The 23,847-nt window shown below is 69.4% G+C and carries 20 protein-coding genes and 3 pseudogenes; 5 read left to right on the top strand and 18 right to left on the bottom strand.

From position 1 onward, the window contains the following. Nucleotides 1-233 precede the first annotated feature (233 nt). The 10 genes from ACFXKZ_RS19590 to ACFXKZ_RS19545 form a co-directional block, all read right to left on the bottom strand. Complete coding sequence (locus ACFXKZ_RS19590; protein ID WP_380002033.1) at nucleotides 234-1,397, bottom strand: methyltransferase domain-containing protein; 1,164 nt, start codon at nucleotides 1,395-1,397, stop codon at nucleotides 234-236. Then, nucleotides 1,394-1,519 carry a hypothetical protein gene (locus ACFXKZ_RS19585; protein ID WP_380002031.1) on the bottom strand — a complete coding sequence of 42 codons (126 nt, stop codon included), beginning with the start codon at nucleotides 1,517-1,519 and terminating at the stop codon, nucleotides 1,394-1,396. Before ACFXKZ_RS19585 ends, ACFXKZ_RS19590 begins: the two co-directional genes overlap by 4 nt. 924 nt (nucleotides 1,520-2,443) lie before the next feature. Beyond that, nucleotides 2,444-3,130 carry a hypothetical protein gene (locus ACFXKZ_RS19580; RefSeq protein WP_380002029.1) on the bottom strand — a complete coding sequence of 229 codons (687 nt, stop codon included), beginning with the start codon at nucleotides 3,128-3,130 and terminating at the stop codon, nucleotides 2,444-2,446. A gap of 740 nt (nucleotides 3,131-3,870) precedes the next feature. Then, complete coding sequence (locus ACFXKZ_RS19575; protein WP_380002027.1) at nucleotides 3,871-6,162, bottom strand: tetratricopeptide repeat protein; 2,292 nt, start codon at nucleotides 6,160-6,162, stop codon at nucleotides 3,871-3,873. Next, the gene (locus ACFXKZ_RS19570) at nucleotides 6,159-6,596 is read right to left on the bottom strand and encodes a hypothetical protein (RefSeq protein ID WP_380002025.1); all 438 of its coding nucleotides are present in this window, start codon (nucleotides 6,594-6,596) and stop codon (nucleotides 6,159-6,161) included. Before ACFXKZ_RS19570 ends, ACFXKZ_RS19575 begins: the two co-directional genes overlap by 4 nt. 853 nt (nucleotides 6,597-7,449) lie before the next feature. After that, nucleotides 7,450-8,040: a hypothetical protein gene (locus tag ACFXKZ_RS19565; RefSeq protein ID WP_380002023.1), complete on the bottom strand. Its 591-nt coding sequence runs from the start codon at nucleotides 8,038-8,040 to the stop codon at nucleotides 7,450-7,452. 90 nt (nucleotides 8,041-8,130) lie between these two features. Further along, nucleotides 8,131-8,739 (bottom strand): hypothetical protein, encoded by a 609-nt coding sequence (locus ACFXKZ_RS19560; protein ID WP_380002021.1) that lies wholly within the window; start codon nucleotides 8,737-8,739, stop codon nucleotides 8,131-8,133. Nucleotides 8,740-9,534: 795 nt separating this feature from the next. After that, complete coding sequence (locus ACFXKZ_RS19555; protein ID WP_380002019.1) at nucleotides 9,535-9,915, bottom strand: hypothetical protein; 381 nt, start codon at nucleotides 9,913-9,915, stop codon at nucleotides 9,535-9,537. After that, a complete protein-coding gene (locus ACFXKZ_RS19550; RefSeq protein WP_380002086.1) occupies nucleotides 9,912-10,169 on the bottom strand; it encodes an Arc family DNA-binding protein in 258 nt (85 codons plus the stop codon). The genes ACFXKZ_RS19555 and ACFXKZ_RS19550 overlap by 4 nt, the downstream gene beginning before the upstream one ends. 831 nt (nucleotides 10,170-11,000) lie before the next feature. Next, complete coding sequence (locus tag ACFXKZ_RS19545) at nucleotides 11,001-11,564, bottom strand: hypothetical protein (protein WP_380002017.1); 564 nt, start codon at nucleotides 11,562-11,564, stop codon at nucleotides 11,001-11,003. A gap of 1,505 nt (nucleotides 11,565-13,069) precedes the next feature. On the opposite strand from ACFXKZ_RS19545, the gene ACFXKZ_RS19540 reads away from it, so the two are divergent. Together ACFXKZ_RS19540 and ACFXKZ_RS19535 are read left to right on the top strand one after the other, a co-directional pair. Beyond that, the gene (locus ACFXKZ_RS19540) at nucleotides 13,070-13,750 is read left to right on the top strand and encodes a hypothetical protein (protein ID WP_380002015.1); all 681 of its coding nucleotides are present in this window, start codon (nucleotides 13,070-13,072) and stop codon (nucleotides 13,748-13,750) included. Between the two features lie 64 nt (nucleotides 13,751-13,814). Beyond that, a complete protein-coding gene (locus tag ACFXKZ_RS19535) occupies nucleotides 13,815-14,246 on the top strand; it encodes a DUF6228 family protein (RefSeq protein WP_380002013.1) in 432 nt (143 codons plus the stop codon). A 31-nt stretch (nucleotides 14,247-14,277) separates the two neighbouring features. On the opposite strand, the pseudogene ACFXKZ_RS19530 reads toward ACFXKZ_RS19535, so the two are convergent. Beyond that, a pseudogene (locus tag ACFXKZ_RS19530) lies at nucleotides 14,278-14,424 on the bottom strand (ATP-binding protein); the annotation flags it as partial. A 212-nt stretch (nucleotides 14,425-14,636) separates the two neighbouring features. Here ACFXKZ_RS19530 and ACFXKZ_RS19525 point away from each other — a divergent pair. Beyond that, complete coding sequence (locus tag ACFXKZ_RS19525; RefSeq protein ID WP_380002011.1) at nucleotides 14,637-14,783, top strand: hypothetical protein; 147 nt, start codon at nucleotides 14,637-14,639, stop codon at nucleotides 14,781-14,783. Between the two features lie 23 nt (nucleotides 14,784-14,806). Here the strand turns inward: ACFXKZ_RS19525 and ACFXKZ_RS19520 are convergent, their stop codons facing one another. From ACFXKZ_RS19520 to ACFXKZ_RS19505, 4 genes and pseudogenes are all read right to left on the bottom strand, one after another. Beyond that, nucleotides 14,807-15,292: a hypothetical protein gene (locus tag ACFXKZ_RS19520; RefSeq protein ID WP_380002009.1), complete on the bottom strand. Its 486-nt coding sequence runs from the start codon at nucleotides 15,290-15,292 to the stop codon at nucleotides 14,807-14,809. Between the two features lie 156 nt (nucleotides 15,293-15,448). Further along, a pseudogene (locus tag ACFXKZ_RS19515) lies at nucleotides 15,449-15,697 on the bottom strand (ATP-binding protein); the annotation flags it as partial. A gap of 11 nt (nucleotides 15,698-15,708) precedes the next feature. Then, complete coding sequence (gene istA / locus ACFXKZ_RS19510; protein ID WP_380002007.1) at nucleotides 15,709-17,331, bottom strand: IS21 family transposase; 1,623 nt, start codon at nucleotides 17,329-17,331, stop codon at nucleotides 15,709-15,711. 621 nt (nucleotides 17,332-17,952) lie between these two features. Further along, on the bottom strand, nucleotides 17,953-18,429 hold the full coding sequence (locus ACFXKZ_RS19505; protein WP_380002005.1) for a hypothetical protein: 477 nt from the start codon (nucleotides 18,427-18,429) through the stop codon (nucleotides 17,953-17,955). Nucleotides 18,430-18,852: 423 nt separating this feature from the next. Here ACFXKZ_RS19505 and ACFXKZ_RS19500 point away from each other — a divergent pair. After that, nucleotides 18,853-19,251: pseudogene (locus tag ACFXKZ_RS19500) on the top strand (ATP/GTP-binding protein); the annotation flags it as partial. A gap of 87 nt (nucleotides 19,252-19,338) precedes the next feature. On the opposite strand, the gene ACFXKZ_RS19495 reads toward ACFXKZ_RS19500, so the two are convergent. From ACFXKZ_RS19495 to ACFXKZ_RS19485, 3 genes are all read right to left on the bottom strand, one after another. Then, nucleotides 19,339-19,908 carry an IS630 family transposase gene (locus ACFXKZ_RS19495; RefSeq protein WP_380002003.1) on the bottom strand — a complete coding sequence of 190 codons (570 nt, stop codon included), beginning with the start codon at nucleotides 19,906-19,908 and terminating at the stop codon, nucleotides 19,339-19,341. Continuing rightward, on the bottom strand, nucleotides 19,866-20,354 hold the full coding sequence (locus ACFXKZ_RS19490; protein ID WP_380002001.1) for a winged helix-turn-helix domain-containing protein: 489 nt from the start codon (nucleotides 20,352-20,354) through the stop codon (nucleotides 19,866-19,868). Before ACFXKZ_RS19490 ends, ACFXKZ_RS19495 begins: the two co-directional genes overlap by 43 nt. A 901-nt stretch (nucleotides 20,355-21,255) precedes the next feature. Further along, entirely contained in the window at nucleotides 21,256-22,584 is a 1,329-nt protein-coding gene (locus ACFXKZ_RS19485) for an NADH-quinone oxidoreductase subunit D (RefSeq protein ID WP_380001999.1), read from the bottom strand. A 758-nt stretch (nucleotides 22,585-23,342) separates the two neighbouring features. On the opposite strand from ACFXKZ_RS19485, the gene ACFXKZ_RS19480 reads away from it, so the two are divergent. Then, entirely contained in the window at nucleotides 23,343-23,687 is a 345-nt protein-coding gene (locus ACFXKZ_RS19480; protein WP_380001997.1) for a hypothetical protein, read from the top strand. Nucleotides 23,688-23,847 lie beyond the last annotated feature (160 nt).

Here is a 23,847-nt window from a genome sequence, read left to right as displayed (position 1 = left end):
CTGGAATCGATGGTCTACCAGGCTGTGAACGGGCGCATCAGGGCTTTCCCCGTCTTGGGTGCGGGAGGAACGACGACGTGTCCGGCGCCGGCACCGGATCCGGCTGACGCTGCCTGCTCGGAGGCTCGCGGGGCGGACGCCTCCAAGCGTGACAAACGTGGATCGGCTGCCACGTCACTCCCGGGCGGCTCTGATCGCGCCGTCGCCGGGCCGCGCCGCAGGGGATGCCGGCCTCACCCGATCGTGAGCGGCGCGGGCACGGGAAGGGGCCATCGGGTGCCGGTGTCGGGGTCGCCCGCCCAGACGAACTGCTCGTCGTCGGCCGTGACGGTCATGCCGTGCTCGTACAGTCCGATCGCGCCCGCCGCGGTCCACGCGTCCCACGCGGCCTCGAGTTCGTCGACGAGGCGACGCGGACCGCCCTGAGAGGCGATCGGACGACCGTTCGGCGGCGTGGTGATCGTCGCCCAGGACTCGGTGCCGTCGTGGAGACGGGCGTGGACGCCGTGCGAATCGGCGGAGGTGTCGAACAGAACGTCGGGCAGCCGCAAGCGCAGCGCCCAGATCAGATGCGCGTCGTCGTGCAGGGGGTGTGGGTCGCGGGTGAGGGGGCGTTCGTGGTCGGGGTCACGGTCGGCGCGGACCTGTCGGTGGGTGGGGGTAGTGGGGGTTCCGCGGGCGTTCATGAATTGGGCGAGGCCGTGGAGCCATCCGCTCGCGGAGCGGCCGTCCTTGCCGATGGTGAGGGCGAAGTAGCCCAGGCGGGTCCAGGGGAAGACGATGTCGCCGCCGGGGGTGGTCTGTTCGATCCAGGCGCGGGGGACGCGTTCGACCGCGTAGGTGGCGATCAGCCGGTCGTAGGGGGCGGCCGGGGGCCGGCCGAGGGCGCCGTCGCCGACCCGGACGTCCACGCGCGCTCCGGCGCGGGTCAGGGTCGCGGCCGCGCCGGTGGCGAGGGCGGGGTCGGCCTCGATGCTGGTGACGTGTCCGGTGGGGCCGACGCGGTGGGCGATCAGGGCGGCGTTCCAACCGGTGCCGGTGCCCAACTCCAGGACACGGTGGCCGGGTTCGAGGTCGAGGGAGTCGAGCATGTCGACGACGATCGACGTACACGACAAGGACGAGGACGGGACGCCGTCGGTGATCTGAGTGATCGTCGCCTCGTCCGGGCCCGCGTGGACGAGCCGGGTCCAGCCCTGCGGGTCGCCGGCGCGGGTCACGCGCTGCCAGGCTTGGCCGTCCCAGGTCCACAGAGTGTCGGGCGCGAAGGCGTCGCGGGGCAGAGTCTCGACCGCCTCGCGCAGCCACGGGGAGTCCTTCGGCCACGCGTCGCCGGTGTCCATCGCCGCGAGCGCACGGCGGCGATGGCCGACGATGTCGCCGGGATCGACGCTCACTCCTGCCGGTCCTTCTTGTGCTTGCCCTTGGGGTCCTCGGGCTTCGGCACGCGACCGTCCCCGTTGCCGGGAGGCGGGTCGCCCTTGTCCAACGGCTGCTCCGGCTTACTGTGATCACCCACCACACACCCCCCGGGATCGTCACGTTCCGAAGTCCCATGATGACGCGGAACACACCCCAGGGGAACCGGCGCACACCACGTCGCCGAAACAACACACTGAACCGGACCCCCTCCGGGGAGGCGGAAGAGGCGTGTTGGCGGTCCGGGCCTTGTGCGCCCGTCCCGCGCGTTGCCAGCGAGCCACGCGAGATCTCTTTCAGGTCCGGTCTCGCCAGTACCCCGATCGTTCCGACGCTCGCGGCCACGCTCCGCCGGCATGCGGACCAGCGGCTCCGCAGTCGCGATGGGCACGATGCAGGCGGCGTGGGAGCAGGCGTGTGTTCTGCGCTCGGCGGGCGAGCCCGGGGCATGTCCGACCTGTTCGAGTGCATCGCAGCGGCCACGACGACGGCCGGGCCCGTCACCGGCGGCGAACCGCGGGCAATGGCCTGCGCCTTCCGACTTCGTGGACCTGATCGACGGACCGGGGGCCTGCGAACGCACCCTGCTGCAAGCCCTCGGCGTCGCCCTCACAGCACGGCAGCGGCGGGCTGCCTTTCCGCCGGAACGACTCGACGCCCTCTCCGCGCTTGGCATGAGGTGGACATGAGTTCGGGTATTGGACCGCCCCGGCCCCAATGCCACCGTCGGCGGAGCGCGCGGTGGTCTCGATCAGAGGGATCCCGCGCGCCCAGAACGGACGTACGGCTCGCGGGGCGAATCCGGGGCCGGTCTATGGATCGCTCTTTCGAGCGAGTGTGCTCGCACCTTTCGGATGAACTGCTCATGGTGATGCCGGCGTGAGTGAGTGCCCTTCGCGGGATCCACGCATTGTCCTCGTGGCATGCGTGCGGGCTGTGCCTCGCGACGGAACCACGGGAGATGTCGGCCCTGCGTGTGGCCGGCGCCGTCCTACGACCCGGCCAACCCCAAACTGGCCGGTTTTCACGCTGTACCGGTGGGCCCGGAAGAGCCTGGGAACAAGGGCACGTTGGTCGCGCCGTTGCTCGGTTGTCTCCATGCGTCTTGGTGGTCGATATCCTGGCCCGGCGTCCTGCCGCTTTCGATGCGGCCCAGCATTTCGGCGACGTAAATGCATTCCTCTTCGTCCTTCAAGAAGAGGGGTGTGATGGCGGACTCCTTGAAGGACTTGTGAATTTTCGTGTCACTCCACAGTTTGTCTGCGGCGAGGGCGAGGCGGTGGAGGAGGTAGGTCGTCGTCTCCGTGGTCATCGAGGCACCCTTCTTCCCTGCGGCGAAGGCACCATGCGCGACGAAGTTCCGTAGATCGACCAGTTCTTTGGCAGGCGGTACGTACTCGCCGTCGGCGGCAGGTCGGGTGGCCTCCAGGTAGTGCAGGCCATTTTTGAGTCGCAGCCCGGCACTGGTGGTGGCGGGCTCAACGCAGTGGCCGACGAGTTCGGCCGCGATCAGCGCCGCGAACACCGATCCCAGGTACACCTTGTTGCGGAAGGCAAGGCCGGAGACGGACATGTGCTCTCGCAACAGACCCGTCGTGTAGAGATACTTGCAGCTGAAGGTCGAGATGCCGTGCCGGGCGGCGATCGGTCTCCACGTCGTTGCCTGGGCACCCGAGAGGGTTCTTACGTCTTTGCGTATGGCATCTTTCATGTGGTCATCGTGGTCCGTGTGGGAGCCCCCTGCCCAGCGATTTCACATCATTGATGTCCGCCCCTTGGACACGGCTCCTCGCCCGTGCGCGGGGAGCGCGACCGCCGCGACGTCGACCTCGCCGGAGCCGTCCTGCGTTACGAGGTCAGCCGCAGCCTCCTGGCCCGCACCCTCGTCACCTATCCCGAAACCGTCGCCCTCGCCCGCGCGTTGACCACACTCCCCCACCGTGTTCCGCGGACACACCCCACGAGCCGGCTTACACGTATCGGCACACACGGGCGCTGGAACACATCGCCGGCCACCTCGAACTCCCCCGCCTGGTGGTCCCACCCGACGACCTCCTGTGGGCCGGGCTCCACCACCACGGCTCGGCCTGACCGGTAACGACCCGCCTCCCGATGAGAGCCGACACCCGCCTCGGGCCACCCACACCGACACCCCGAAACCCCCGCAAAAACCCGCGGCTACCTCACGACGCATCAATACATCACCGAGAAAACCCGGACCGTTCCCACGAAACTACGAAACCCCAGGCCACCACCACCGAGCCAGCCCCAAGAAACCCCCACCACCACACCCCGAGACCACCAAACAACCCGCCGGATTTCCAATCAACACACGAAACCCCAGACCAGCCATCAACCACACCCCCCACTACAACGCTCCGCCACAACGCTCGGGGGCGCCTCGGTACGAAGGAACTACTTCCAGCAGATCAGCTCCCGGCAGAAGGACTCTTACCTGGCCATCGCCCCACCCATAAGCGCGTCCTGTTCCGCGTGCCGGTCGCCCAGCTCGCGGAACACGGTAGCGGCGGCGGTATGGGCGTCCATCGCCTCCTCGAACCGCCGCACCTCCCGCAGGGTGAGCCCGAGGTTGTTCCGCGCCATGCCCTCGCGGTGCCGGTCGCCCAGCTCGCGGAATATGGTGACGGCGGCGGTTTGGGCGTCGATCGCCTCCTCGAACCGCCGCACCTCCCGCAGGGTGAGCCCGAGGTTGCCCCACGCCGCGCCCTCGCGGTGTCGATTGCCCAACTCTTGGTAGATGGTGACGGCAGTGGTTTGGGCGTCGATCGCCTCCTCGAACTGCCGCACATCGTGCAGGGCGGCCCCGAGGTTGCTCCACGCCGCGCCCTCGCGGTGCCGGTCGCCCAGCTCGCGGAACACGGTGGCAGCGGCGGTGTGGGCGGTGATCGCCTCCTTGAACCGCCGCACCGCCCGCAGGGTGAGCCCGAGGTTGGTCCACGCCGCGCCCTCGCCGTGTCGGTCGCCCAGCTCGCCGAACATGGTGGCAGCGGTGGTGTGGGCCTTGATCGCCTCCTTGAACCGCCGCACCGCCCGCAGGGTGAGCCCGAGATTGTTCCACGCCGTGCTCTCGTGGTGCCGGTCGCCCAGTTCGCGGAACACAGTGGCGGCGGTGGTGTGGGCGTCGATCGCCTCCTCGAACCGCCGCACATCGTGCAGGGCGAGCCCAAGGCTGTCCCACGCCCTGCCCTCGTAGTGCCGGTCGCCCGACTCTTGGCACGCGCCGAGGGCGGCGATGGTGACAGTGATCCAGTCGTCGAAGTAGCGCTGTTGGTCGAAGTAGACGGCGAGGGCGAGGGCGAGGTCGGTGGTCGTCTCCCCGTGGCCGAGGGGCGGGTCGGCGGTCGCCATGGCGACCAGGGTGGCGTGTTCGGCGTCCAGCCAGGCGAGGGCGTGGGCGCGGTCGGGGAAGCGGGGGTCGCATGGGCCGGGCCGGGTGTGGAGGTGGGTGGCGGCGGCAGCGGTGGTGATGCGGTAGTGGGCGTGGAGTCGGATTCGTGCCCGGTCGCGGTGGTCGGTGTCGGTGTGGGTCTTGCCGTGGTGGTCGGCGTGCAGGCGTACGAGGTCGTGCATGCGCCAGCGGCCCCAGGTGGCGGCGGGTTCGACGAGGTGGGCGCGGGCGAGGTCCTGCAGGAGTTCCTCCGTGTCGTGCAGTGCGGTGTCGGTGACGTCGGTGTGGGCGAGGTGGGCGGCGGCCTCGGTGGAGATGTCCACCCCGGGGTTGAGGGGGAGGAGGCGGAACAGGCGGGCGTGTTCGGGGTCGAGGCGGCGGTAGGACAGGTCGAACGCGGCGCGGACGGCGCGGTCCTCGCGGCGCAGCCTGTTCAGCCGAGTGTGTCCGCCGGTGAGGGCGGTGGCGAGGGAGGCGAGGGGTCGGGTGGGGGTGTCGGCGAGCAGGGCCGCGGCGATGTGCAGGGCCAGCGGCAGGCCCGCGCACATGCGTGCGACGGCGGTGGCGGCGTCGGGTTCGTCGTCGACACGCGTGTCGGCGGGGCCGCGGGTGGTGTGGAGTGAGCGGCGCAGGAGTTCGACGGCGTCGGTGTCGGTGAGGGTGTCGAGGTCGTGGAGGCGGGCGTCGAGGTCGAGGGTGTGGCGGGAGGTGACCAGGGCTGCGGTGATGCCGTCGGTGGGTAGGAGGGGGCGGGCCTGGTCGGCGGTGGAGGCGTTGTCGACGACCAGCAGGACGCGGCGGTCTTCGCGGGCGTAGGCGGTCAGGATGCTGCGGAACAGGCGGGCGCGGTCGTCGGTTTCGGCGGGGATGTGTTCGGCGGGGATGCCGAGGGCGCGTAGCCAGCCGTCCAGGGCGCGTGCGGGTGTGACGCGGCGTTCGGGGTCGTAGCCGAGGAGGTCGACGAACAGCGCCCCGCCGGGGAACCAGCCGGGCTTGCGCAGCGCCGCGGTGGCGGCTTGGACGGCGAGTTCGGTCTTGCCGATCCCGGCCAGGCCGGACACCGCCGCGACCGGCACCGACTGCGCAGCGTTTCGGCCGGGCGCCAGGTCTCGGAGCAGGCGGTCCAGGTGGGTGTCGCGGCCGGAGAACGCCGGCGACGGCGCGGGCAGCCCGGACAGCGCCGGTTCGATGCGCGGCGGCAGTTGCACGGTGATGTTCCGGCCTTGGACTACGGCGTGGAAGAACACACCGCCGCCGATGTCGTTGTGCGTGTCTCCGGTGTCCAGGGCGCCTCGGGGGCCGGGGTCGTCGTCCTCGCCGGGCGCGTCGGTCACGGGCCTTCGGCTTCGTTCGGTTCCGCCGCGGGACCCGCCCCCGGTGGTGGGGTGGTGAAGGTCAGCCCGGAGAAGTCCCGGCCCTGCAGGACGGGTCCCTGGAACGTGCCGCCGCCGATCCGATTGTGTGTTCCGCCGTCGCTGGTACGCACCAAACGGGCGTGCTCGTGCCACCGCGCCAGGTCCGCGCCGAACCGCGGGTCGCTTGCGGCGCGCTCCGCCAGCGCGGTGCTCAGCGCGTCCGCGCGGGCCCGATCGGCGGGCGCCGCCTCCAGCGCCGTGAACTCCGCCGCCCCCGACCCGGGCAACCCCTCCGGGTCGGCCGGGGGCGCGGCGTCGTCCGCGTTCCGAAACGGACGCCGCACCAGCGCACCCAGCCCCGCCCACGCCTGCCGCCCCAGCTCCCCGCCCACGCCCCCCGCGAGAGCCGCCAACAAACCGATCGTAATCGGATCCACTGTGTACCCCCCAGTACCGCGAACGGGTACCCACGGTAGGACCAACCGCTCTGTGGTGAAGGCGGATTCACCCACAATCCGGCAGGCGGCGACGCAAGCGTGACCTACCGGATGGGAACCCGAGTTGGTATTCGGATCGGCACGCAGTGCTCCTCGGGGACGGTGGCGGCAGGCGACGGTGGTGCTACGGCCGGATCTCGACGGGTGCGCCGCGGGCAGCGATCAGCGACGACGCGGGCGGGTCGGCGGGGGAAGTCGCGGCGTTGCCGCTCGTCGAGGCCCTCGGCGGCCTGTCGCGGGTCCCGACCGGGGCGACCTCGATCGGCCCGGGCGACGGCGAGGACCCGAAACAGGGCGGCGCTTCCCGCCGCAGCGCGGCACACGCTCTCGGTGGTGGGTCGCCGGTCGGTGCGACGGCCGCTGATGTGCGTCCTTGCGCACGGTCCGGATCCGGTGTCGAGGGCGGTCGTCGACGGCGCGGTCGTGTCGTGCGGGAGTCGTCGGGATTGGGGTGTGGGGCGGCACGTGTCGATTCCGTTTCGGTCCGTGGGTTGACGGCCGTGGCCGTCCGGGGTCGTGGGGTGGGGTGGCCGGCACCGGTGCGTGTGCGGTCGGTGCCAGCCACCCGGTGTGCCCCGCAGTGCGGCCTGCGGGGCACGGTGCCCGCACTCGCTGCGCCACGCGTCGCGGTCGCCGTCGTGAAGGGGACGGTCGATCGCGGGGGCGCGGTGGGCGGGCTTCGGAGGTGGGACCGTCCATGCGAGCGGGTGGTCCCACCGGCTTGCGGAGTCGGTATCGCGGCGGGGCGGCGTGCGATGCCGGCTCGGTGTCAGGGGGTTGAGAGTCGGGGGTGGGGTATGCGGCCTCGTCCCGTGCGGCGGGGCCCGGTCCGGCAGCCGCACGCGTCGGACAGCGGCCGACGGTGTGCCCGTGGGCAGGGGATCAGGATGGGTGCGGTCGTGCTGTCCGCGGATCGCACGAGGTGGTCGACGAAAGCGTGGAGCTGTTCGTAGGGCGGGAGTTCGTGGGGTGACAGCACTCGCGCGGCGATCGTGTGGGCGCGGGGGTCGTCGGTGGTGTGGCGGCTGAGTACCAGTGCCACGCGGTGTTGCGTGTCGGCGTGCGCGGGATCGGTGACGGCCCGCACGAGCCCGGGCAGGCCGCGGTCGGCGGCGACGTGTCGTGGACCGGTGCTCGTCGTGATCACGCGGGTGAGGTTCAGGGCTCCCCTGTCGCCCAGTTCGGCGCGAAGGAGTCCGTCGAGGCACACGGCGGCGTCCTCGGCGCGGCCGGTGGCCGCGAACAGGTGCAGGCACCATCCTCGGGCCGCGTTGCCGGCTCGGGGTAAATGGCGTCGGGTGCCGGGGAGTTCGCACGGTCCGAGCACGATGGCGGACCGGACGGGATCGATGGTGGTCACCGGTGTGCTCCCGGGAGAGGCGAGGGTCGAACGAGAAGTGTGGGGAGGGCCGGACCGGACACGGTCCCGGCTCGGGTGGCAGAGGTCCGCTCAACGCTCGGGGGGCTTTGCCGGGCGGCCGTGGCCCGGTGCGGTGTTTCCGGGTGGGGACGCCGGAGTGACGGCCGGCGGATTGTCGATGTTCGCGGTGTTCGCGGCGGCGATGTCGAGGTACACGTACACCTGTTCCGGGGTGGGAAGGTGCAGGTGGAGGGTGAGCCCGCAGGGGCAGGCTCCGCGGACGCGGTCGGCGAGGACGGTGCGGGCGGCGATGCGGTACGCCTCGAACGCCGTCCGTACGACGGCGTCGATGGTGGCCTCGGGGAACGGTTTCGCCGCCAGGCAGGCGGCGAGGTTGTAGCCGAGCGGGACGGTGGCCGTGGGCGAGGGCACCCGAACGAAGTACAGGCCCTGGTCGGTCAGGACGAAACCGTCGAGGCCGGCGGTGGTCAGGGCGAGCGTGCGAGCCGGACGGTCCTCGGCGCAGGCGTGCTCCAGGCGCGCGTGGTCCAGGAGTGTGATGTGGGTGGAGGTCTTGCGGGCCGTGGCGCGGTCGTGGGCTTCGGGGATGCGGGCGTGGGCGTCGGCGTCGAGGCGTCCCAGCGTGACGGCGATGCTGGAGAGCCAGACGGGGCCGGGGTGTCGCGGGGTGCCGGGCACGGTCCAGCGCACTCGTGTCGTGACCGCGGTCGAGGGGCCGTCCTGGGTTCCCGCTCATCCACCTGCCCACCGGCGCACGCACAGCACCATCGACAGGCCCGGCGCTCGATCGACAACCCGACTCGAAAGTCGTGAGGAAAACCGGACAGGAAAACTCGACAGGAAACCGAGACGCGCCGCAGGAACCGCCGCGCCCGCGACGCCTGGCTCGGCTCAACCGCGCCCGACCGGGTGTTCCGGGCATCGCCCGCCCGGGCTGCCTAGACAAGACGCGGGGGCAGGAACGACACGAACCCCCTCCGGGCACGGCTCCGACGCACGAACACACGGCCCACCGCGGGGAATGCACGAATCGCGCTGCGCGGCCTTCTCGAACCCCGCGACACCGCACGTCAACCGACCCACCACCGAAGGACACACCCACCACAGGCCCAAACCGACCCCGGACCACCAAGCGCAGACCGACAATTCCCAATCGGTGCCGCACCCCCGGGTCGGAACACCACACCCCGAACCCGCCGTTGAGAAGACGCAGCTCAAGCGGCCACCTGCGGCGGGCTCGCCTGCTCGATCGTCGTATCGCACGCATCTGCCGGGGCAGGGGCGGTCGGGGCCGGCCGCCCGTCCTGCCGGGAACCACCCGCCCCCTCTACGGCACCTGCAATATTCCTTACAACTTCATGGTACTTCCGGTTGGGACCCGACCAAGGGTGATGTGTCGGACCTTCCGAGCCGACCGATACCGGCAGACATCCTTCGAGGCTTGCGCGGCGACGGGTGTCGCCGGGTCGAGAGTCAGAGGCTGAGGTCGAGGACGCGTACCGCTTGTCCCGCCCATCGACCGGGGAGGGTGGTGGCCACGAACGCGCCGTCCGGGCGTTCGGGGGTGGCCTGGGCCGCGTATCGGGCGTGTGCCGCGCCCCACGTGTCGTCGGAAGCGATCGCAAGCGCGGCAGACAGGTCCAACTCAAGGACGCCGACGCCGGGCAGCGCGGCGATGTGCTCGGCAGTGCCGGGGCGGATCCGATCGGCCTCGACCAGGGCACAGGCCGGGGCGTACAGGAACCAACCCGCTTCGGCGTGCGCGCGATGAATGAGCCGGGAGGCCATGGCGTTCCCGCGCCCCGCAGCGACCATCGCGCTCTCGTCCAGCACAACGTGCAACGCGTCGCTCACCGCGGGCCCGCCGCCGCGATACGCCGATCCAACTCCGTGTCCAGGCTCGCCTGTTCGGCCTCGCTGGGGTCGTAGCCGCTCCACTCCCGCAACACCCGGCGGGCCTGTTCCGCGCGTTCCTCGCGCTCCCGCGGCGTGAGCAGGGTATCGGCGAGGCGCGCGAGATACGCGCGCAGCGACATGCCCTCAGCGGCCGCCACCTCGGCGAGCCGATCACGGGTCTCGGCGGGAATACGGACATTCGCATCCGACATCGTGGAACTCCTCTCACTCATGGGCAGCAGTGTACGGGTACGTACCCGTACACCGACGCCGGTACTCGCGCTTTCAGGTTCCGGGTGACGACGCGCAAGCCTGGTTCGAGCGGCTCTCCCCGCCGGAGCAGGCGAGAATCGCCGCGCAGCGGAAGGGCGGCGGCGACAAGGACCCCGGTGAACTCGTGGAGGCCAACGGAGGTCCCACCTCCGACGAAGGCGCCCGGGGTGGAGATCGGCCCAATAGGCGTGAGGTGAGGTTCGCAGTGGGTGTGGGTGGGCTTTGGTACCGGTGGGGATGTTTCGGGTCGCGCCGTCGAGCGGCGAGACCACCTGGTCGTTTATGTGCCGGGTCGCCGGGTGCCACGGGCCGGACGCCGTCACCCTGACGGGTCGTTGGCAATGGGTCAACCACCGCCCCGGCACGAGAGCGGAGCACGACGCGCGGACGCGGAGACGCTCCTCGACACGGCGGGGCGACAGACGTTGCCGCAGTTGTGCGGCGTCGGTGGGCACCATCCGTCGACGTCGCCACCCGGGCCATCCCGGCTGCGGTGCCGTGTCCGGGAGGTACCCGGGCCTTGCCGCCGGGGCGGCGGCCGACCGGACCCGCGAGCCCCTGCCGCGCGTACCGGCCCTTCCCACGGTCCACCGTCGGCAACGACACCCTGGCCGACTCCGCGACCACCCCTGGTGCGACCACAACACGATCCGGGCGCGTGGCCGTTTCAGAAGAGGTGTCCCGGCTCATCGCCGACACCCGTCACCTGTTCCCAGGAAAGCCTCATGGACAGCAAAACGTGACGACCCGATCAAGTGACCCCTAACGAATCACGAGCCACTAGTTTCGGTGGCGCCGGATCGAGAACTCTCCGACTTATTTCGAATCAATAGTTGCCTCAGGCGCAGGATGGACACGATAATCAAGTGAATAAATCCGGCAAATGTGAGCATGATCAGCCCGGCAATACTCAGATCCGAGTCGGTTGACGTCGGTTCACCCGAGTAGAGTGCGATCAGACAGGCAGTCTCTCCAATAATCGAACCGACGATGGCAGCGAGGGGCGCGAAGATTTCGAGGGTGATGCGATAGAGCCAATTGTGGGCCCTATTCCGCCCCTCCCCCACGAGCCTTTTGATGGTTCCGGGAATATCCACGTTGAAGAAATAAGCCACCAGCAGCAGAGGGATGACTGTCGACGCGGCCAGATAGTATTCGAGCCTTCCGTTCACGACACGGTCGGACTGGATCAGCGTATCCGCCAGAAGGGCTTGAATGGACATGGGATCCCTTTGTGTGGTCGCATCGTCGAAATAGAAAGCATCGTCGCGAGAGGGTGCCCGCGGCCGAAATATCCAGCCGCCATCCCTGTCGGCGACTCGGGCAAGCTTCATTTTGTTATACAACTCAGCATAATGTACGGTTGCAAAAGGGGCCCGAACGGCCCGAATGTCATTCGAGTGAATGTGGCTCGCTGATGATCGAGGCCCCCCGGACGTTGGGAGCGGCTTTGCCGGACCGGTGGATCGTGACTCGGTGGGGGTTGCTCAATCGTGTGTGTCTCCTTGGTGTGACCCTCGTCGACAAGGACGAGCGCCAGGCGGGTGGCACGTTCGGGCACGTTCCGCAGGAGGAGACGCCGGTGACGACCAAAACGTCGGTGGAGTCCGGGAGCCCCGTCCCGTAGCGGACGTGTTCCGCACCGCCGAACGGCAACGGCACGCGCAGCGTGACGAGTTCCGGCATCCCGCTCACCGACGCCCGACCCGGGCGACCAAGCCCCCGGGTGGGCACCCGTACACGGCCGGGTCGGGCCTGAACCACCACAGGTCTTCCTTGCCCGGGCAAAGGGCGAGCGCACGCAGGATGGCCCATTCCGCGATCCGGGCTTCGCCGTCCCGGGCACGGAGATCGGGCCACGGGCGGTGCCGCGGTGGGGGCTGCTCGAGACCGCCCCGGCCGCGGCACGAGAGAGGGCGCCGGCGTGGCAACGGCACATCCGTGAAGTGGAGTGCGGCCGTGCCGGCGGGCCCGACGGCGGTGGGGTGGTGCGGCCGGACTACGACCCGGTCAGGTTCACGTTGGCCGAGCGGGAACGGGCCACCCCGGGAGTCGACGGCGCCGGGGTTTCGGGCGGGCGTCGCGGACGACGGCGCAGCGCATCCGCGCCCGATACCGACGGCAGAACCTGTGGGGCCTGGTCGACCACCGCACGCCGCGTGCCGCCGGCGGGGTGGGACGGACCGACGAGCGGATCGTCGCCGCGATCGAAGAGGTGCTCCACGGGCGGCGAGGACGTTCCAAGGGGACCATCAAGGGCTTGATGCCCTTGCTCGCGCGACTCCTCGAGGATCGATACCGGCAATACGGTGCCGATGCCTCCACAGGCCACCTTCTATCGCCTCGTCGATAGACTCGCCCGTCCCGCCGACCATCCGGGGCGGTCCGTGCGCAATCCTGCGATCACCCAGGACGGACGGGGATTGACCCCGACGGTGGCGCTTCGACCCGGGGAACCGGTCCGGATCGACACCACGCGTCTCGATGTACTGGCCTTGTTCGAGGACGGCACGGTGCGGCGGCCCGAACGTAACCATCGCCGTCGACGTCGCCACCCGGGCGATCCCGGCCGCGGTGTTGTGCCCGGGCGGAACCAGGGCCGTGGACGCCGCTTTGTTGTCGGCGGAGATGGCGGTGCCGCACCCGGCCCGGCCCCGCCGGCCCGACGCGCTGCGCTTCGCCCATACCCGACTGCTCTCGCGATCGGCTGATGACGCCGGCGAACGCCTCGAGGGCGCTGCCACGCGCCCGGCCGCGGTTCCGGAGACGATCGTCGTGGACCGGGGGAAGGTCTTCGTGTCGGGGGCGTTCACCGCGGCCTGTGAGACGTTGGGAATCAGTGTCCGGCCGGCTCCGCCGGTTCGCGCCGACGGCCAAGGGCATCGTGGAGCGCACCTTCGGGACGATCGACACCCTGTTCTGCCGACACCTTCCGGGATACACCGGCTCCGACGCCGGCCGACGTGGCACGGATGTCGAACGCGAGGCGTGCTTCAGCGTCGCCCGGTTGCAGGACCCGCTCGACGAATGGCTCGTGCACCGGCACTACCGCCCCCACGAAGGACTGCGGCATCCTGTGATGCCGAAGGTCGCGTCGACGCCGACCCGGATGTGGGCCGCGCCGGTCGCGACCTGCGGGTACGTGCCGGTACCGCTGAGCGGCGGCGACTACCTCGAACTGTTGCCCGTGCGGTGGCAGGCCGCCGACGAACGCGGCATCCGCATCGACCACCGCACCTACGACCACAAGGTCCTGGGCCCGCTTCGCGGGCAGCCCTCCGGCATCGCCGCCCGAGGCGGGAAATGGGAGGTCCACCACAACCCCCACGACGGCCGCCGGGTGTGGATCCGCCTGCCCGACGGCGAGTCGACCGAGATCCCGTGGATCCACCGCGACCACACCCACCACCCGTTCGACGAACGCACCCGGTGGCTGCATAGGTCAGAACGAAGAGCAGTTGTAGGTGAGAGTTGGCAGCAGCAAGTGGCTGATGGAACCCGAAATGTTGGTGAGAAGTAGCAGCGGCTCCGGTGTCTGGGAATGGTGGTGACGTCGACTTGGCGGCGTCCGTACCCTTTGGCGGGTGAGTCTGATCGAGATGGTTCCGGGGCAGGTCGAGCTTGTCGTCAAGGGGCCGGGGTCGCAGGCGGCCTCGGTCCGGTTGTTCGATTGGTCGCGGGCGGAGTACGAGGTCGCCTTCGCCGTGGAGGTCGCCGATGACGGTGTGTGTGCACGGCTCGGGACCGTGACCGTGACCGTCTGGGACGCCATGGGCGAGTTCTTCGACGGCCTCGCGCGCGACTTCCGGGGCTGGGAGGGCGAGCGGGTCTGGGCCAACAACAACCTGATCGTGAAGGCTGTGTTCGGCTCGGGTGGTCACGTGTATCTGGGCTGGACCCTGAGGTCCGGATTCTTCCCCGGCGACTGGAGTTGCACTGTGACGACCGTGATCGAGGCCGGCGAAGGGATGACCGCCCTGGCCGCGGACCTGAGGGACTTCCTGCGCGAGGAATAGGTCGTCGGCGGTCGGCCCGTCCCCATCGCTCTCAGCCGGCAGCCTGCTGTTCGGCGCGAGCGCGGGTGATGGCGAGGCGGTAGGAGTCGGTGCCGGTCTCGATGATGTTGCCGCCGAAGGTGAGGCGGTCGACGATGGCCGCGCAGAGCCTGGGATCGGTGAAGGTCCTTGTCCAACCAACTGGGGCTGGCACTTGTTCCCTCTCGGGGATCGCCGCTGCCACCGGCCCGTATCCATCCCCCGCTGTCCTCGTTGGTCTTCGTGGTGGTGCTCGGAATCTCCAGGTGCTGCCTTGACAGGTCAGGTGCGAGGAAGGTGTGCCGGTGACGTCCCAGTTGCGGGTGATCCCAGGCGGCGGCGTCCCGCTTGAACCGGTGACCGCCGATCCGGGTGATCCACGCCCTCACCGAAGCCCTCCGCCGCGACCGCACCACCCACCGCGAGCGCGTCCGAGAACTCGAACAACGACTGGCCGCCGCGCACGGCGAGATCCTGCGCCTGCAACGCGTGGTCCAGTCGCATGGCCCGAGGCCGTGACGACACTCGCCAGACGACGGAACCTACGATCCAGAGCGCAATCCCAGAGCACTGTGCTCCACCACGCCCGAGGGAAGATCGCTCTTTCCTGAAGCTCGTGCCATCAGCTCCACGAGTCCGGCCCGGAGGTCGGCGGCCGGCTCACCGAGGACGATCGCGCTGATGATCAGCTCCATCATCAGACGGTCGTACTCGTCGCCCATGCTCCGATAGTTCTCTCGATCGCTCTCCACCACGGCGGAGGTGATCCTCACCCCACCACCAATCACCGGGGCAAAGGATGCTTCATAGATGCCGTGCCCGGTCCAACTCCGATGCGTGAAAAGGACATCGCCTTCGACGAAGACGTTCCACTTCTCATCCATGTCCCGGGCTCGATATCCACGCTGGATCCGGTTCCAGTCCTCGTCAGTCCAGACACGATCCGGCAACTGAGACACCGGCCGGGGCGTGTTGATCGGGTGGAGGCGCCGGAACGACTCTCGGGTGAGCGGGGCATCGGCAGTCATGACGCGATCCTATGGAGGCCCTGCTCCAACAGGACAGTGGATTACCTCCAAGAGCAGGCTGCCTGGGCGGGGCGCCCTCAACCGCCTTCCCAACGCGTCCGCAGCGTCCTGAACAGCAGCCTTGCAAAAGTCCTTCGTCACTACCCCAGATAAGCACAACGACTTGTCGCGCGGGAACCAGGCGGCCTTGATCCGACGCTCGGAACGGCGCCGGGACCGCTCGTCGCACTCGGCCATCAGCAGTTCGGCGAAAAATCCCAGGTAGGACATCTGCTCGCGGGCTGCGGTCTCGGCGAGTTCGGGGAACTGGGCGCGGATGGTGGGCAGCCGCAGTATCCGGCAGGCCTGGTCGACGGCGGCGTTGGCTGCCTGTTCGGTGAGTCCTCGTTGGCGGGGGAAGGTCACGGCGCTCTCCTTCAGGTGGTGGGGCGGTCCGGCCGGCGGTGTCGCAGCAACTGGTCGTAGTGGGCCACCGAGGGCAGCGGCCGGGTGTCGGGCGGCAGGTGGGCAAGACGCCGGGCGGTCAGGGACGTCACCGTCGCGCGGCCGGCCGCGGGTGGCTCCGGCTCGGCCGGATCCGCCGTGTCGGCCTCGGCGGCCTTGCGGGCCTCCAGCGCGACGGCGTCGGCGGTCAACGCTCCGGCCTTCAGGGCGACCGCGAGGCCCGCGACCAGGTGCTCGTGGGACAGATGGCGACTCAGCAGCAGGACCTCGATCAGGGCCCGGGTGCCGTCGCGCTCGCCGTGGGCTTTGCGGGCAGCCGCCCACCAGGCGTCGTGGATCGGGGTGAACCTGCCTGCGGAGCGCGCCTGTTCGAGCGCGGTCGCCCCGGGCAGGGCACCGGGTTTGCGCACCAGGGCCTCCAGGTAGTGGTCCAGGTCGAGGCGGGTGCCGCCCTTGGCGATCAGCCGCTCGTGACGTGCGACCTCCTCCCGCCCGTCGTGGACGACCACCTCGGAGGCGTGCAGCATCACGCGGACGGTGCGGCCGATCAGCCGCACCGGCACCGAGTAGCGGTTCGTGCGGACGCTGATCTGGCTGTCGCGGTCGACCCGCGGCGTGAACAGCCGGCCTGTCTCGAACGGTTCGTCAGGCAGCGGCGCCAGCAGCGGTCGCTCGGCGGCGAAGTACTCGCCGATGATGCGGGGCCGGGAGCGAATCCGGCGGGAGTCGTCCTGTTCGTCCCACCGCTCGATCATCGCGTTCAGCTCAGCCAGCGTCGCGACCTCCGGGACGGGAACGAGACGGTTGCGGCGGAACCAGCCGATCTGCCCCTCGACGCCGCCCTTCTCGTGGGCGCCACCGATGCCAGGCCGGCAGTAGAGAGCTTCCAGGCCGTGGTGCGAACGAAAGGCGGTCCACCGTTCGGCCTCCACCTGCTGCCGTGAGAAACCCAGGACCTGGGCGACCGCGGCCCTGAGGTTGTCGTAGCGGACCTTCCCGGTCGGCACCCCGCCCAACACGTTGAGAGCATGGACGTGACCCTCGAAGAACGCCTCCTGCCCGGCCGAAGCGAAAATGCGGTGCACCGACTTGCCCGAGTAGGACAGCCGGAACGCGAACAGGTAACAGGTCACCAACTCACCGGCCAGGCGCACCGTCACGTCCCCGAAGTCGACCTCCGCCTCCGCACCGGGCTTGTGGGTCTGCGGAATGAACGCGTCCGCCACCCCGCGGCCCGCCTGGAGCAGGATCTCCCCACGGCGGTCGGCGACGTAGGCGCGGACCATCTGGTACGAGATCTCGTCGGCGCCGTGCTCGTCGACCAGCCGGTCGAAGATCCGCTTCACCGTGTGGCGCTGCTTGCGCGGCGCATCCAGGTCCGCTCGCAGCATCCGGTCGATCAACGGCTTGAACGGGTCCAGCCGGGTCACCCTGGGCGGCAGCTTCTTCCGAGGCTCGGGCCATGCCGACGACAACGCCTTCTGCACGGTACGGAACCCGACGCCGTACTTGCGCTCCAGCGCTCGACTGGACAGGCCCGCGCGGGAATCGCGGCGGATCGCCGCGTACAGATCGACCTTGGACTTCGGCAGCATCCGGAACCCCTCGTCGTGCAGAGCACAACCATGGTCCCGAGGCAAGCACTCAAGTGCTGTCAAAACTCAGCGACATCACCCTCCCGTGGAAGACGGCGCTGTCAGGATCGAGCAACAGGTGCTGTCACAACTCGCCTATAAAGCCAGATCGCGGAGTTGGACGCGTTGGGCATGCGCTGGACATGACGAATGTGTGGCTCGTGTCGGGTCCGTGTGTGATCCGAAGGGCTGATTCGCCATCGACCGTGTCCGGGCCGGGACTTGGGGCGGTGGGGGTGCACCGAACCGCCACCGCACCATCGGATACGAGGCCGGGAACGGCTCGTCCTCCTCCAGCACGCCAGCCGCGCGCTCCACCAGGTCGACCCCCGTGAGCCCTCCGCCCTCGTGCAGGTTGTACAAGCTCGTTCGCACTCAACACCAGCACATGATCACGGACTCACACTCCGTCACCACCGGAAGTGAGGCAGAGCCGTTCGATTTACAGACCCTCTGGGTGGGGCGCGAGGGTCTTTCGTCGGTCGGTGCGGACGTCGCGATCCACACCGGACCCAAAGGCCCCCGCTCGTTCAGGACCCACCCGGCGGGCGGTCCGACACCCGCTTCCGTGGGGCGATTCGTCTACGCCGGGCAGGTCTTGGCCCAGCCGTGCCAGCTCCCGTTGAAGTGTGCGCTGCAGTACACGGTGCCGCCGGCGAGCACGAACACGTCGCGGTATTTGGTGCCGATCGTGGCGACGCCGTAGGTGTCGTCGGCGCGGCCGTTGCCGGGCATCTCCTTCCAGGCCCCGGCCGCCTTCCAGGTGTGCCAGATGGTCCGGTCGGGCGCGATCACGAACGTCTCGTCGGTCGAGCCGTTGCCGTCCCAGTCCACGTCCATCGTCGTGTTGCACTTGGCCGTGCCCTTGTATCCCCACCGCGTGACGGAGCACGAGGCCGCCGCGGCGGTCGAGGCCGACGGGAACGTTGCCGTCGCGGTGTTCGCCCCCGACGGGGCGGTGGGTACGGCGGAGGCAGGGGAGGCGGTCAACGCGGTACCCCCGAACAGGGCCATGCCTGCGGCGAGGATCGCGATCCTGCGGGTTGAAATGCGTGTCATGGGTTTGTTCCGTCCCTTCTTCGTCCCGGAACTTCGAAGGTAGGACGGGTCGTCCGCCTCCCACGTCAACCCGGGGTTCCAAGCCGCGAGCAAACCCTGGTGGTATGCGCGAGCACCGCATACACCCGTGGTTCCCGGAGTAATCCGACGCGGTGGCCCACGGCGACGGCGAGGCGGTGTCGGGGAATCGGTGCCGTTCCCGGACGCCGCACCGGCACCGCGATTCCGATCCGCGCGCAGTCACGGCGGGGAGCACGCTGTCCGGACCGTGGTCGACGACCACGCGCCGGCGGCCCTCGACGAGCTCGTTGACGAGTCTGGTGGCGAGGACGTACTCGACCGCTCGGGCGGCGGCGCGGAATCCGACGGCGATGCGGGCGTAGGCGGCGCGGGCGTTTTCGTCGAGGTCGTGGAGCATCGGCCGGGGCGACGTTCGTGTACGCGGGCATCGACGTGACCGCCACGCCGTTGTTCGCCGGGGTACGCGGCGCGCAACTCGCCGGGCGGGCTTGCCTGGTCGAGTGCGGCGCGTTCGCGGCACGGCTCGGGAAACACGAACCGTTCACCGAGTCGATCGCCGGGTTGGAAGCCGCGCTCGACCTGAACGCACACCGCGCCGGGACACTCCCCCGCCTCGCGCCCTATCTCCACCAACGCACCGCCGGACGCGTCGGCAGCCTCACCCGCCTGATCCGCCAAGCCGCCATCACCGCGATCGTGGACGGCACCGAACGCATCACCAAAACCAGCCTCGACCGGATCCGCTTGGACCATCTCGCCGAAACCCGGCACCAGCCGCGATCACGCACGTCCGGACGGTAGACCGCCCTGCGACCCACGCCAAAACGCCGTGACCAGCACAAACACGATCCGGGCCTTTATTGAGCTTTGCGGATCCGATTGTGTTGTTCATCGCGTCAGGGCGGTTGCTGCGAGGAAGCCGGTGAGGAGTACGGGGCGATGCCGGATGTCCCGCAGGCCTTGGCGGGCGACGGCGACGAGTTCGTCGAGCGTGCGGGCACCGAGGTTGGCCAGGGGACCGCTTTTGAGGTGCGCCCAACCGCCCTCGACCGGGTTGAGATCGGGAGAATACGGAGGCAGGAAGACCAGGGTCAGCCAGTCGACGCGTTCGGCGAACGCGCGCATCCGCCGGCTGCGATGACTGCCGAGGTTGTCCCACACCAGTACGATCGGGCGGTCGAACGTCCGGTGTATGTCGGGCAGTTGCCGAATCAGGTCCCGGTCGGTAACCGAGCCCGACACCATGCGGTAGAGGAATTTCGGCAATCCGTCCGGAGGGTAACAGCACCAGCCGACCAGCGAGGTCTTCGGCCGTTTCCCCATCCGCACCCGCAGGATCGGGGTGCGGCCGCGCGGGGCCCACGTCGCGCGGACCGGAGGCAACAGCGACAAGGCCGTCTCGTCCGCGAAGACGATCACCGCACCGGTCCGCCTCGCGGTGGTTTTACCCGGGGCCACACCGTGCTCCTCCAGGTCGTCACCGCCTCCTCGTCCCGTTCAAGCGCACGCCGGGCGGGCCGCTGCCGCGACCAGCCGTGAGCCTTCATCAGCCGCCACACGCTGGACGGCGACGCGTAGACGACCCCGGTGACCTGCGTGATCACCCGCCCGACCCGCGCAAGCGTCCAGACCTGCCCGGTGAAACCGGCGGCCTCCGGGCCGGCCTCGAGTACCGCCGCGACCGCGGCGAACCCCTCGTCCGACACACGCCGATGGGCACCCGGCGGGCCCGCCGAGCGCAACGCGTCCACACCGCCGTTCACCCACGCGCGATGCCACACCGACACCGCCTGCGATGACACACCCGACCGGCGGGCCACCTCCGCCTGCGACACCCCCGACGCGAACCAACCAGCCGCCCTCAAACGCAACTTCTCCCGGCGTTCCCGCTCAGCCGGAGTCATCCCCGAACTCCCCATACAGCGGGTATGCCCATATTTGACACACCGTCAACCGGACCCGGAAACCTCAGTAGACGCACAGGGCTATGTGCAACACACCCGCGCATTCTCAACAAAAACGCGAAACCCCCAGGTCAGACCCCCACAGCCTCCACCCGGACAACTCCGAAATGTTCTCATCCGACCTGCAACACCCCAGCTCACGCCACCGTCCACACACCAACCACCACCCCCGGAATCACAGACGCGGACGGCGACCGCACCACGGTCTCCAAGGCCGTGCGCTCCGAACGGCGCGCGGTGCGTGGGGCGTTCCCGCATCGACTGAAAGCAACCGACGATCCGTACGGCGCCCACCGCGGACGACGGGTCTGGGCGCCGGAGGAGGACGGTGGCCTCGCGCCGCTGCATGAGGAACGCCTGTACCCCCACCAGTTGCTGCGGTTGGACGTGGAGTGCGGGCGGCGGGACGAGGGGACGTTCCTGGCGAGTGTCTTCGGCTCCCTGGTCGGTGTCGGCGAACGGCACATCGACTTCTGTCCGGTCTTTGAGGGGCGGCACCGACCCGTCGCCATCCCCGCGCACCGCCTCGTGGCACTGACCGTCCTGCCCGGATGGGAGCGCCGACACGACGAGACGACCAAGAAGGTAGGACGACATGGCAGCCCCACGAAAGCATGTCCACCGAGGACGCCGTCACCGCTTCGACCGGAGGTGGTCGACGGCTTCGACCGGTGGACTGAGGCCCGATCACACGGCACACACCGCGCAGGCGGGCGGACGAAGCGGCACGTCGTAGCCGGTGCCGACCCATCCCGCCACCGGCGGTGTCCGGGAACCCGGCCGAACACCGTGACCGGCAGCGCGGATACGTGGCCGCGCGGCCGTAGTCCTCGCGCCGCCGTCAGCGGTCCACGCCGCCCAGGACCGGATCGGTGCTGGCCAGGGCCGCGACGACATCGGCGACCAGGCCGCCTTCGACCATCGCCGCGACCGCTTGCAGGTTGGCGAACGACGGGTCCCGCAGGTGGACACGGTACGGCCGGGGCCCGCCCGTCGAGACCAGGTGGCAGCCGAGTTCACCGCGCGGCGATTCCACGGCGGTGTACGACTGGCCCGACGGCACCGCGAAGCCTTCGGTGACCAGCCGGAAGTGGTGGATCAACGACTCCATCGACGTGCCCATGATCGTGGCGATGTGCTCCGGCGAATTACCGAGCCCGTCGGGCCCCAGCGAGAGTTGCGCGGGCCACGCGATCTTCTTGTCCGCGACCATCACCGGGCCCGGCCGCAACCGGTCGAGACACTGCTCGACGATCCGCAGCGACTCCCGCATCTCCGCAACGCGCACCCGGTAGCGGTCGTACGCATCGCATCCGTCGCGGGTCGGCACGTCGAACTCGTAGTTCTCATAGCCGCTGTACGGCTGCGTCTTGCGCAGGTCGTGCGGCAGCCCGCTCGCCCGCAGGATCGGCCCGGTGACGCCGAGCGCCATGCAACCCGTGATGTCCAGATACGCCACGCCGACGGTCCGAGACCGGAAGACCCCGTTTTCGTCCAGGAGTTGCTCGTAGTCGTGCAACCGTCCGGCCAGGACTCGCAGGAGATCACGGACTTGCGCCTCGGCCCCGCCGGGCAGGTCCTGCACGAGACCGCCGGGCCGGACGTACCCGTGGTTCATCCGCATCCCGGTGATCGCCTCGAAGACGTCGAGGATCAACTCCCGGTCGCGGAAGCCGTACGTCATGACGGTCAGCGCACCCAACTCCATCCCACCGGTGGCGATGGCGACCAAGTGCGAGGAGATCCGATTGAGCTCCATGAGCATCACCCGGACCACCCGGGCACGTTCGGGGACCTGGTCGGAGATGTCGAGCAGGCGTTCGACACCGAGACAGTAGACGACCTCGTTGAACACCGGCATCAGGTAGTCGGCACGCGTCACCAACATGACCGACTGGGTCCAGTTGCGGTACTCGCAGTTCTTCTCGATCCCGGTGTGCAGGTATCCGATACCGAGCCGTGCCTGCACGACCCGCTCGGCGTCGAGTTCGAGGACGAGTCGTAGAACTCCGTGCGTCGACGGATGCTGCGGCCCCAGATTGACGACGATGCGCTCGTCCGGTGCGGCGCCGATCTCGGTGACCGCGTCAGTCAAATCCTGCCCGCCGTCGACGAAAACCTCGCGCGCGGGTGCCGCGTCGTCGGGATCATCCTTGCTGCGGTGCGCCATGGCCGGCTCCCGGATCCGATGTCGGATGTTCACCCCCGCCGCTTTCCTGTCCACACCCACGAAGGACGAGCCGAACTCGATCACGGAACGGCGACGCCCTGCGACCGCCGCCCCCGTCCGAAGGCGCCCCCGGCTCGCCGCTACCCCCTCCTCACCGGCGCGAATCGCGATCAAGGCGCACCCCCGGCGGCCAGGCCGCCCGGATGTCCCCTGCCGGGCAAGGACTGCGCACTCCGAACGACATGAGGACCGGCCTGGGGGCGGCCGACAACAACCAGGAGCACGGACCGCGCGCCACAGGGCTCACCCGCGCGCCACCTCGGCCGCTGCGGATCGCCGTCCCCTCCGTTTCCGCTTTCGCACCGGTCGTTGACGCCATCCTGTCCCCGCGACATCCCCCGGCGACCTGCCGCGCCACATCGCGGCACCGATCGTGGCCGACTGCCTCCGCCCACCTCGACCACGTTCTCCGCGTGTGCCCACGCCGCGTGGCCGCACCCCGGCAAAACGAAGGGGCAACCGTGACCGACCTGCTCAAAGCCGCCTCCCACCCCCGTCTGTCGAACGACCCGACACGGCGGCGATGGCGCCGAACGTGTCCTCGCCGCCCACGGCGTGCCGCCAGAACACCCGATGTCGCGGCTCAACCGGCATACAGGTGATTTCATGCAAAGGGATTACATTTATCTATTCGACCCACTCTGTGGTGCATCACATGGAACATTGTGAGCAATCCGACTTCAAGGAGATGAGTCGACATGAAGCATCATGTTGCACCGTTTATCGCCGTTGGGTGCCTCGCCGGAGGGCAGTTGTTGCTGACGGCCCCGGCTCAGGCGGCGCCTTCCGCGGTCTGCTCCGGCAGCCACGTCATCACCACATCCGGCGGGCACCTTTCCTACACCGAGTGCACCGAGGGAAACTCGTCCCGGGTCTACGGATACGTCAAGGACACCGATGCCGACGGGCAGTGCGCCTATGCGAAGGTGCAGATCGGGAATTGGGTCAAGAGCTGGAAGGCGTGCGGACAGGGTGCCGTGACCAACTTCGACACCGGCTACCACGCCGGCCGCAACGCCAAGGTCTGGCTGTCCGAATCGTGAAACGTCGTTGCGCCGAGGAGTCGAGCGAGGCTCGCTCGTAGCGACATATACGGTCTTCGCCGTGAGCCGGTCGGCGGCACTACCGGTGAGCCACATCTGCCCCCTCGCGGCGCGGCCTGGTCACCAGCGACCGGTAGCTTACGGCGGAGGCCACCAACCC

Source organism: Embleya sp. NPDC059237 (assembly GCF_042754105.1).
Taxonomy (GTDB): Bacteria; Actinomycetota; Actinomycetes; order Streptomycetales; family Streptomycetaceae; genus Embleya.
This window is presented reverse-complemented; position numbering and strand designations above follow the sequence as displayed.

Coding starts and splice junctions, on each gene's coding strand:
- ACFXKZ_RS19580 (WP_380002029.1), bottom strand. CDS start 3,130: ATGAAAGATGCCATACGCAAAGACGTAAGAACCCTCTCGGGTGCCCAG.
- ACFXKZ_RS19550 (WP_380002086.1), bottom strand. CDS start 10,169: ATGTCGGATGCGAATGTCCGTATTCCCGCCGAGACCCGTGATCGGCTC.
- ACFXKZ_RS19505 (WP_380002005.1), bottom strand. CDS start 18,429: ATGACACGCATTTCAACCCGCAGGATCGCGATCCTCGCCGCAGGCATG.
- ACFXKZ_RS19485 (WP_380001999.1), bottom strand. CDS start 22,584: ATGGCGCACCGCAGCAAGGATGATCCCGACGACGCGGCACCCGCGCGC.
- ACFXKZ_RS19480 (WP_380001997.1), top strand. CDS start 23,343: ATGAAGCATCATGTTGCACCGTTTATCGCCGTTGGGTGCCTCGCCGGA.
- istA (WP_380002007.1), bottom strand. CDS start 17,331: ATGCTGCCGAAGTCCAAGGTCGATCTGTACGCGGCGATCCGCCGCGAT.
- ACFXKZ_RS19545 (WP_380002017.1), bottom strand. CDS start 11,564: ATGAAGCTTGCCCGAGTCGCCGACAGGGATGGCGGCTGGATATTTCGG.
- ACFXKZ_RS19520 (WP_380002009.1), bottom strand. CDS start 15,292: ATGACTGCCGATGCCCCGCTCACCCGAGAGTCGTTCCGGCGCCTCCAC.
- ACFXKZ_RS19490 (WP_380002001.1), bottom strand. CDS start 20,354: ATGACTCCGGCTGAGCGGGAACGCCGGGAGAAGTTGCGTTTGAGGGCG.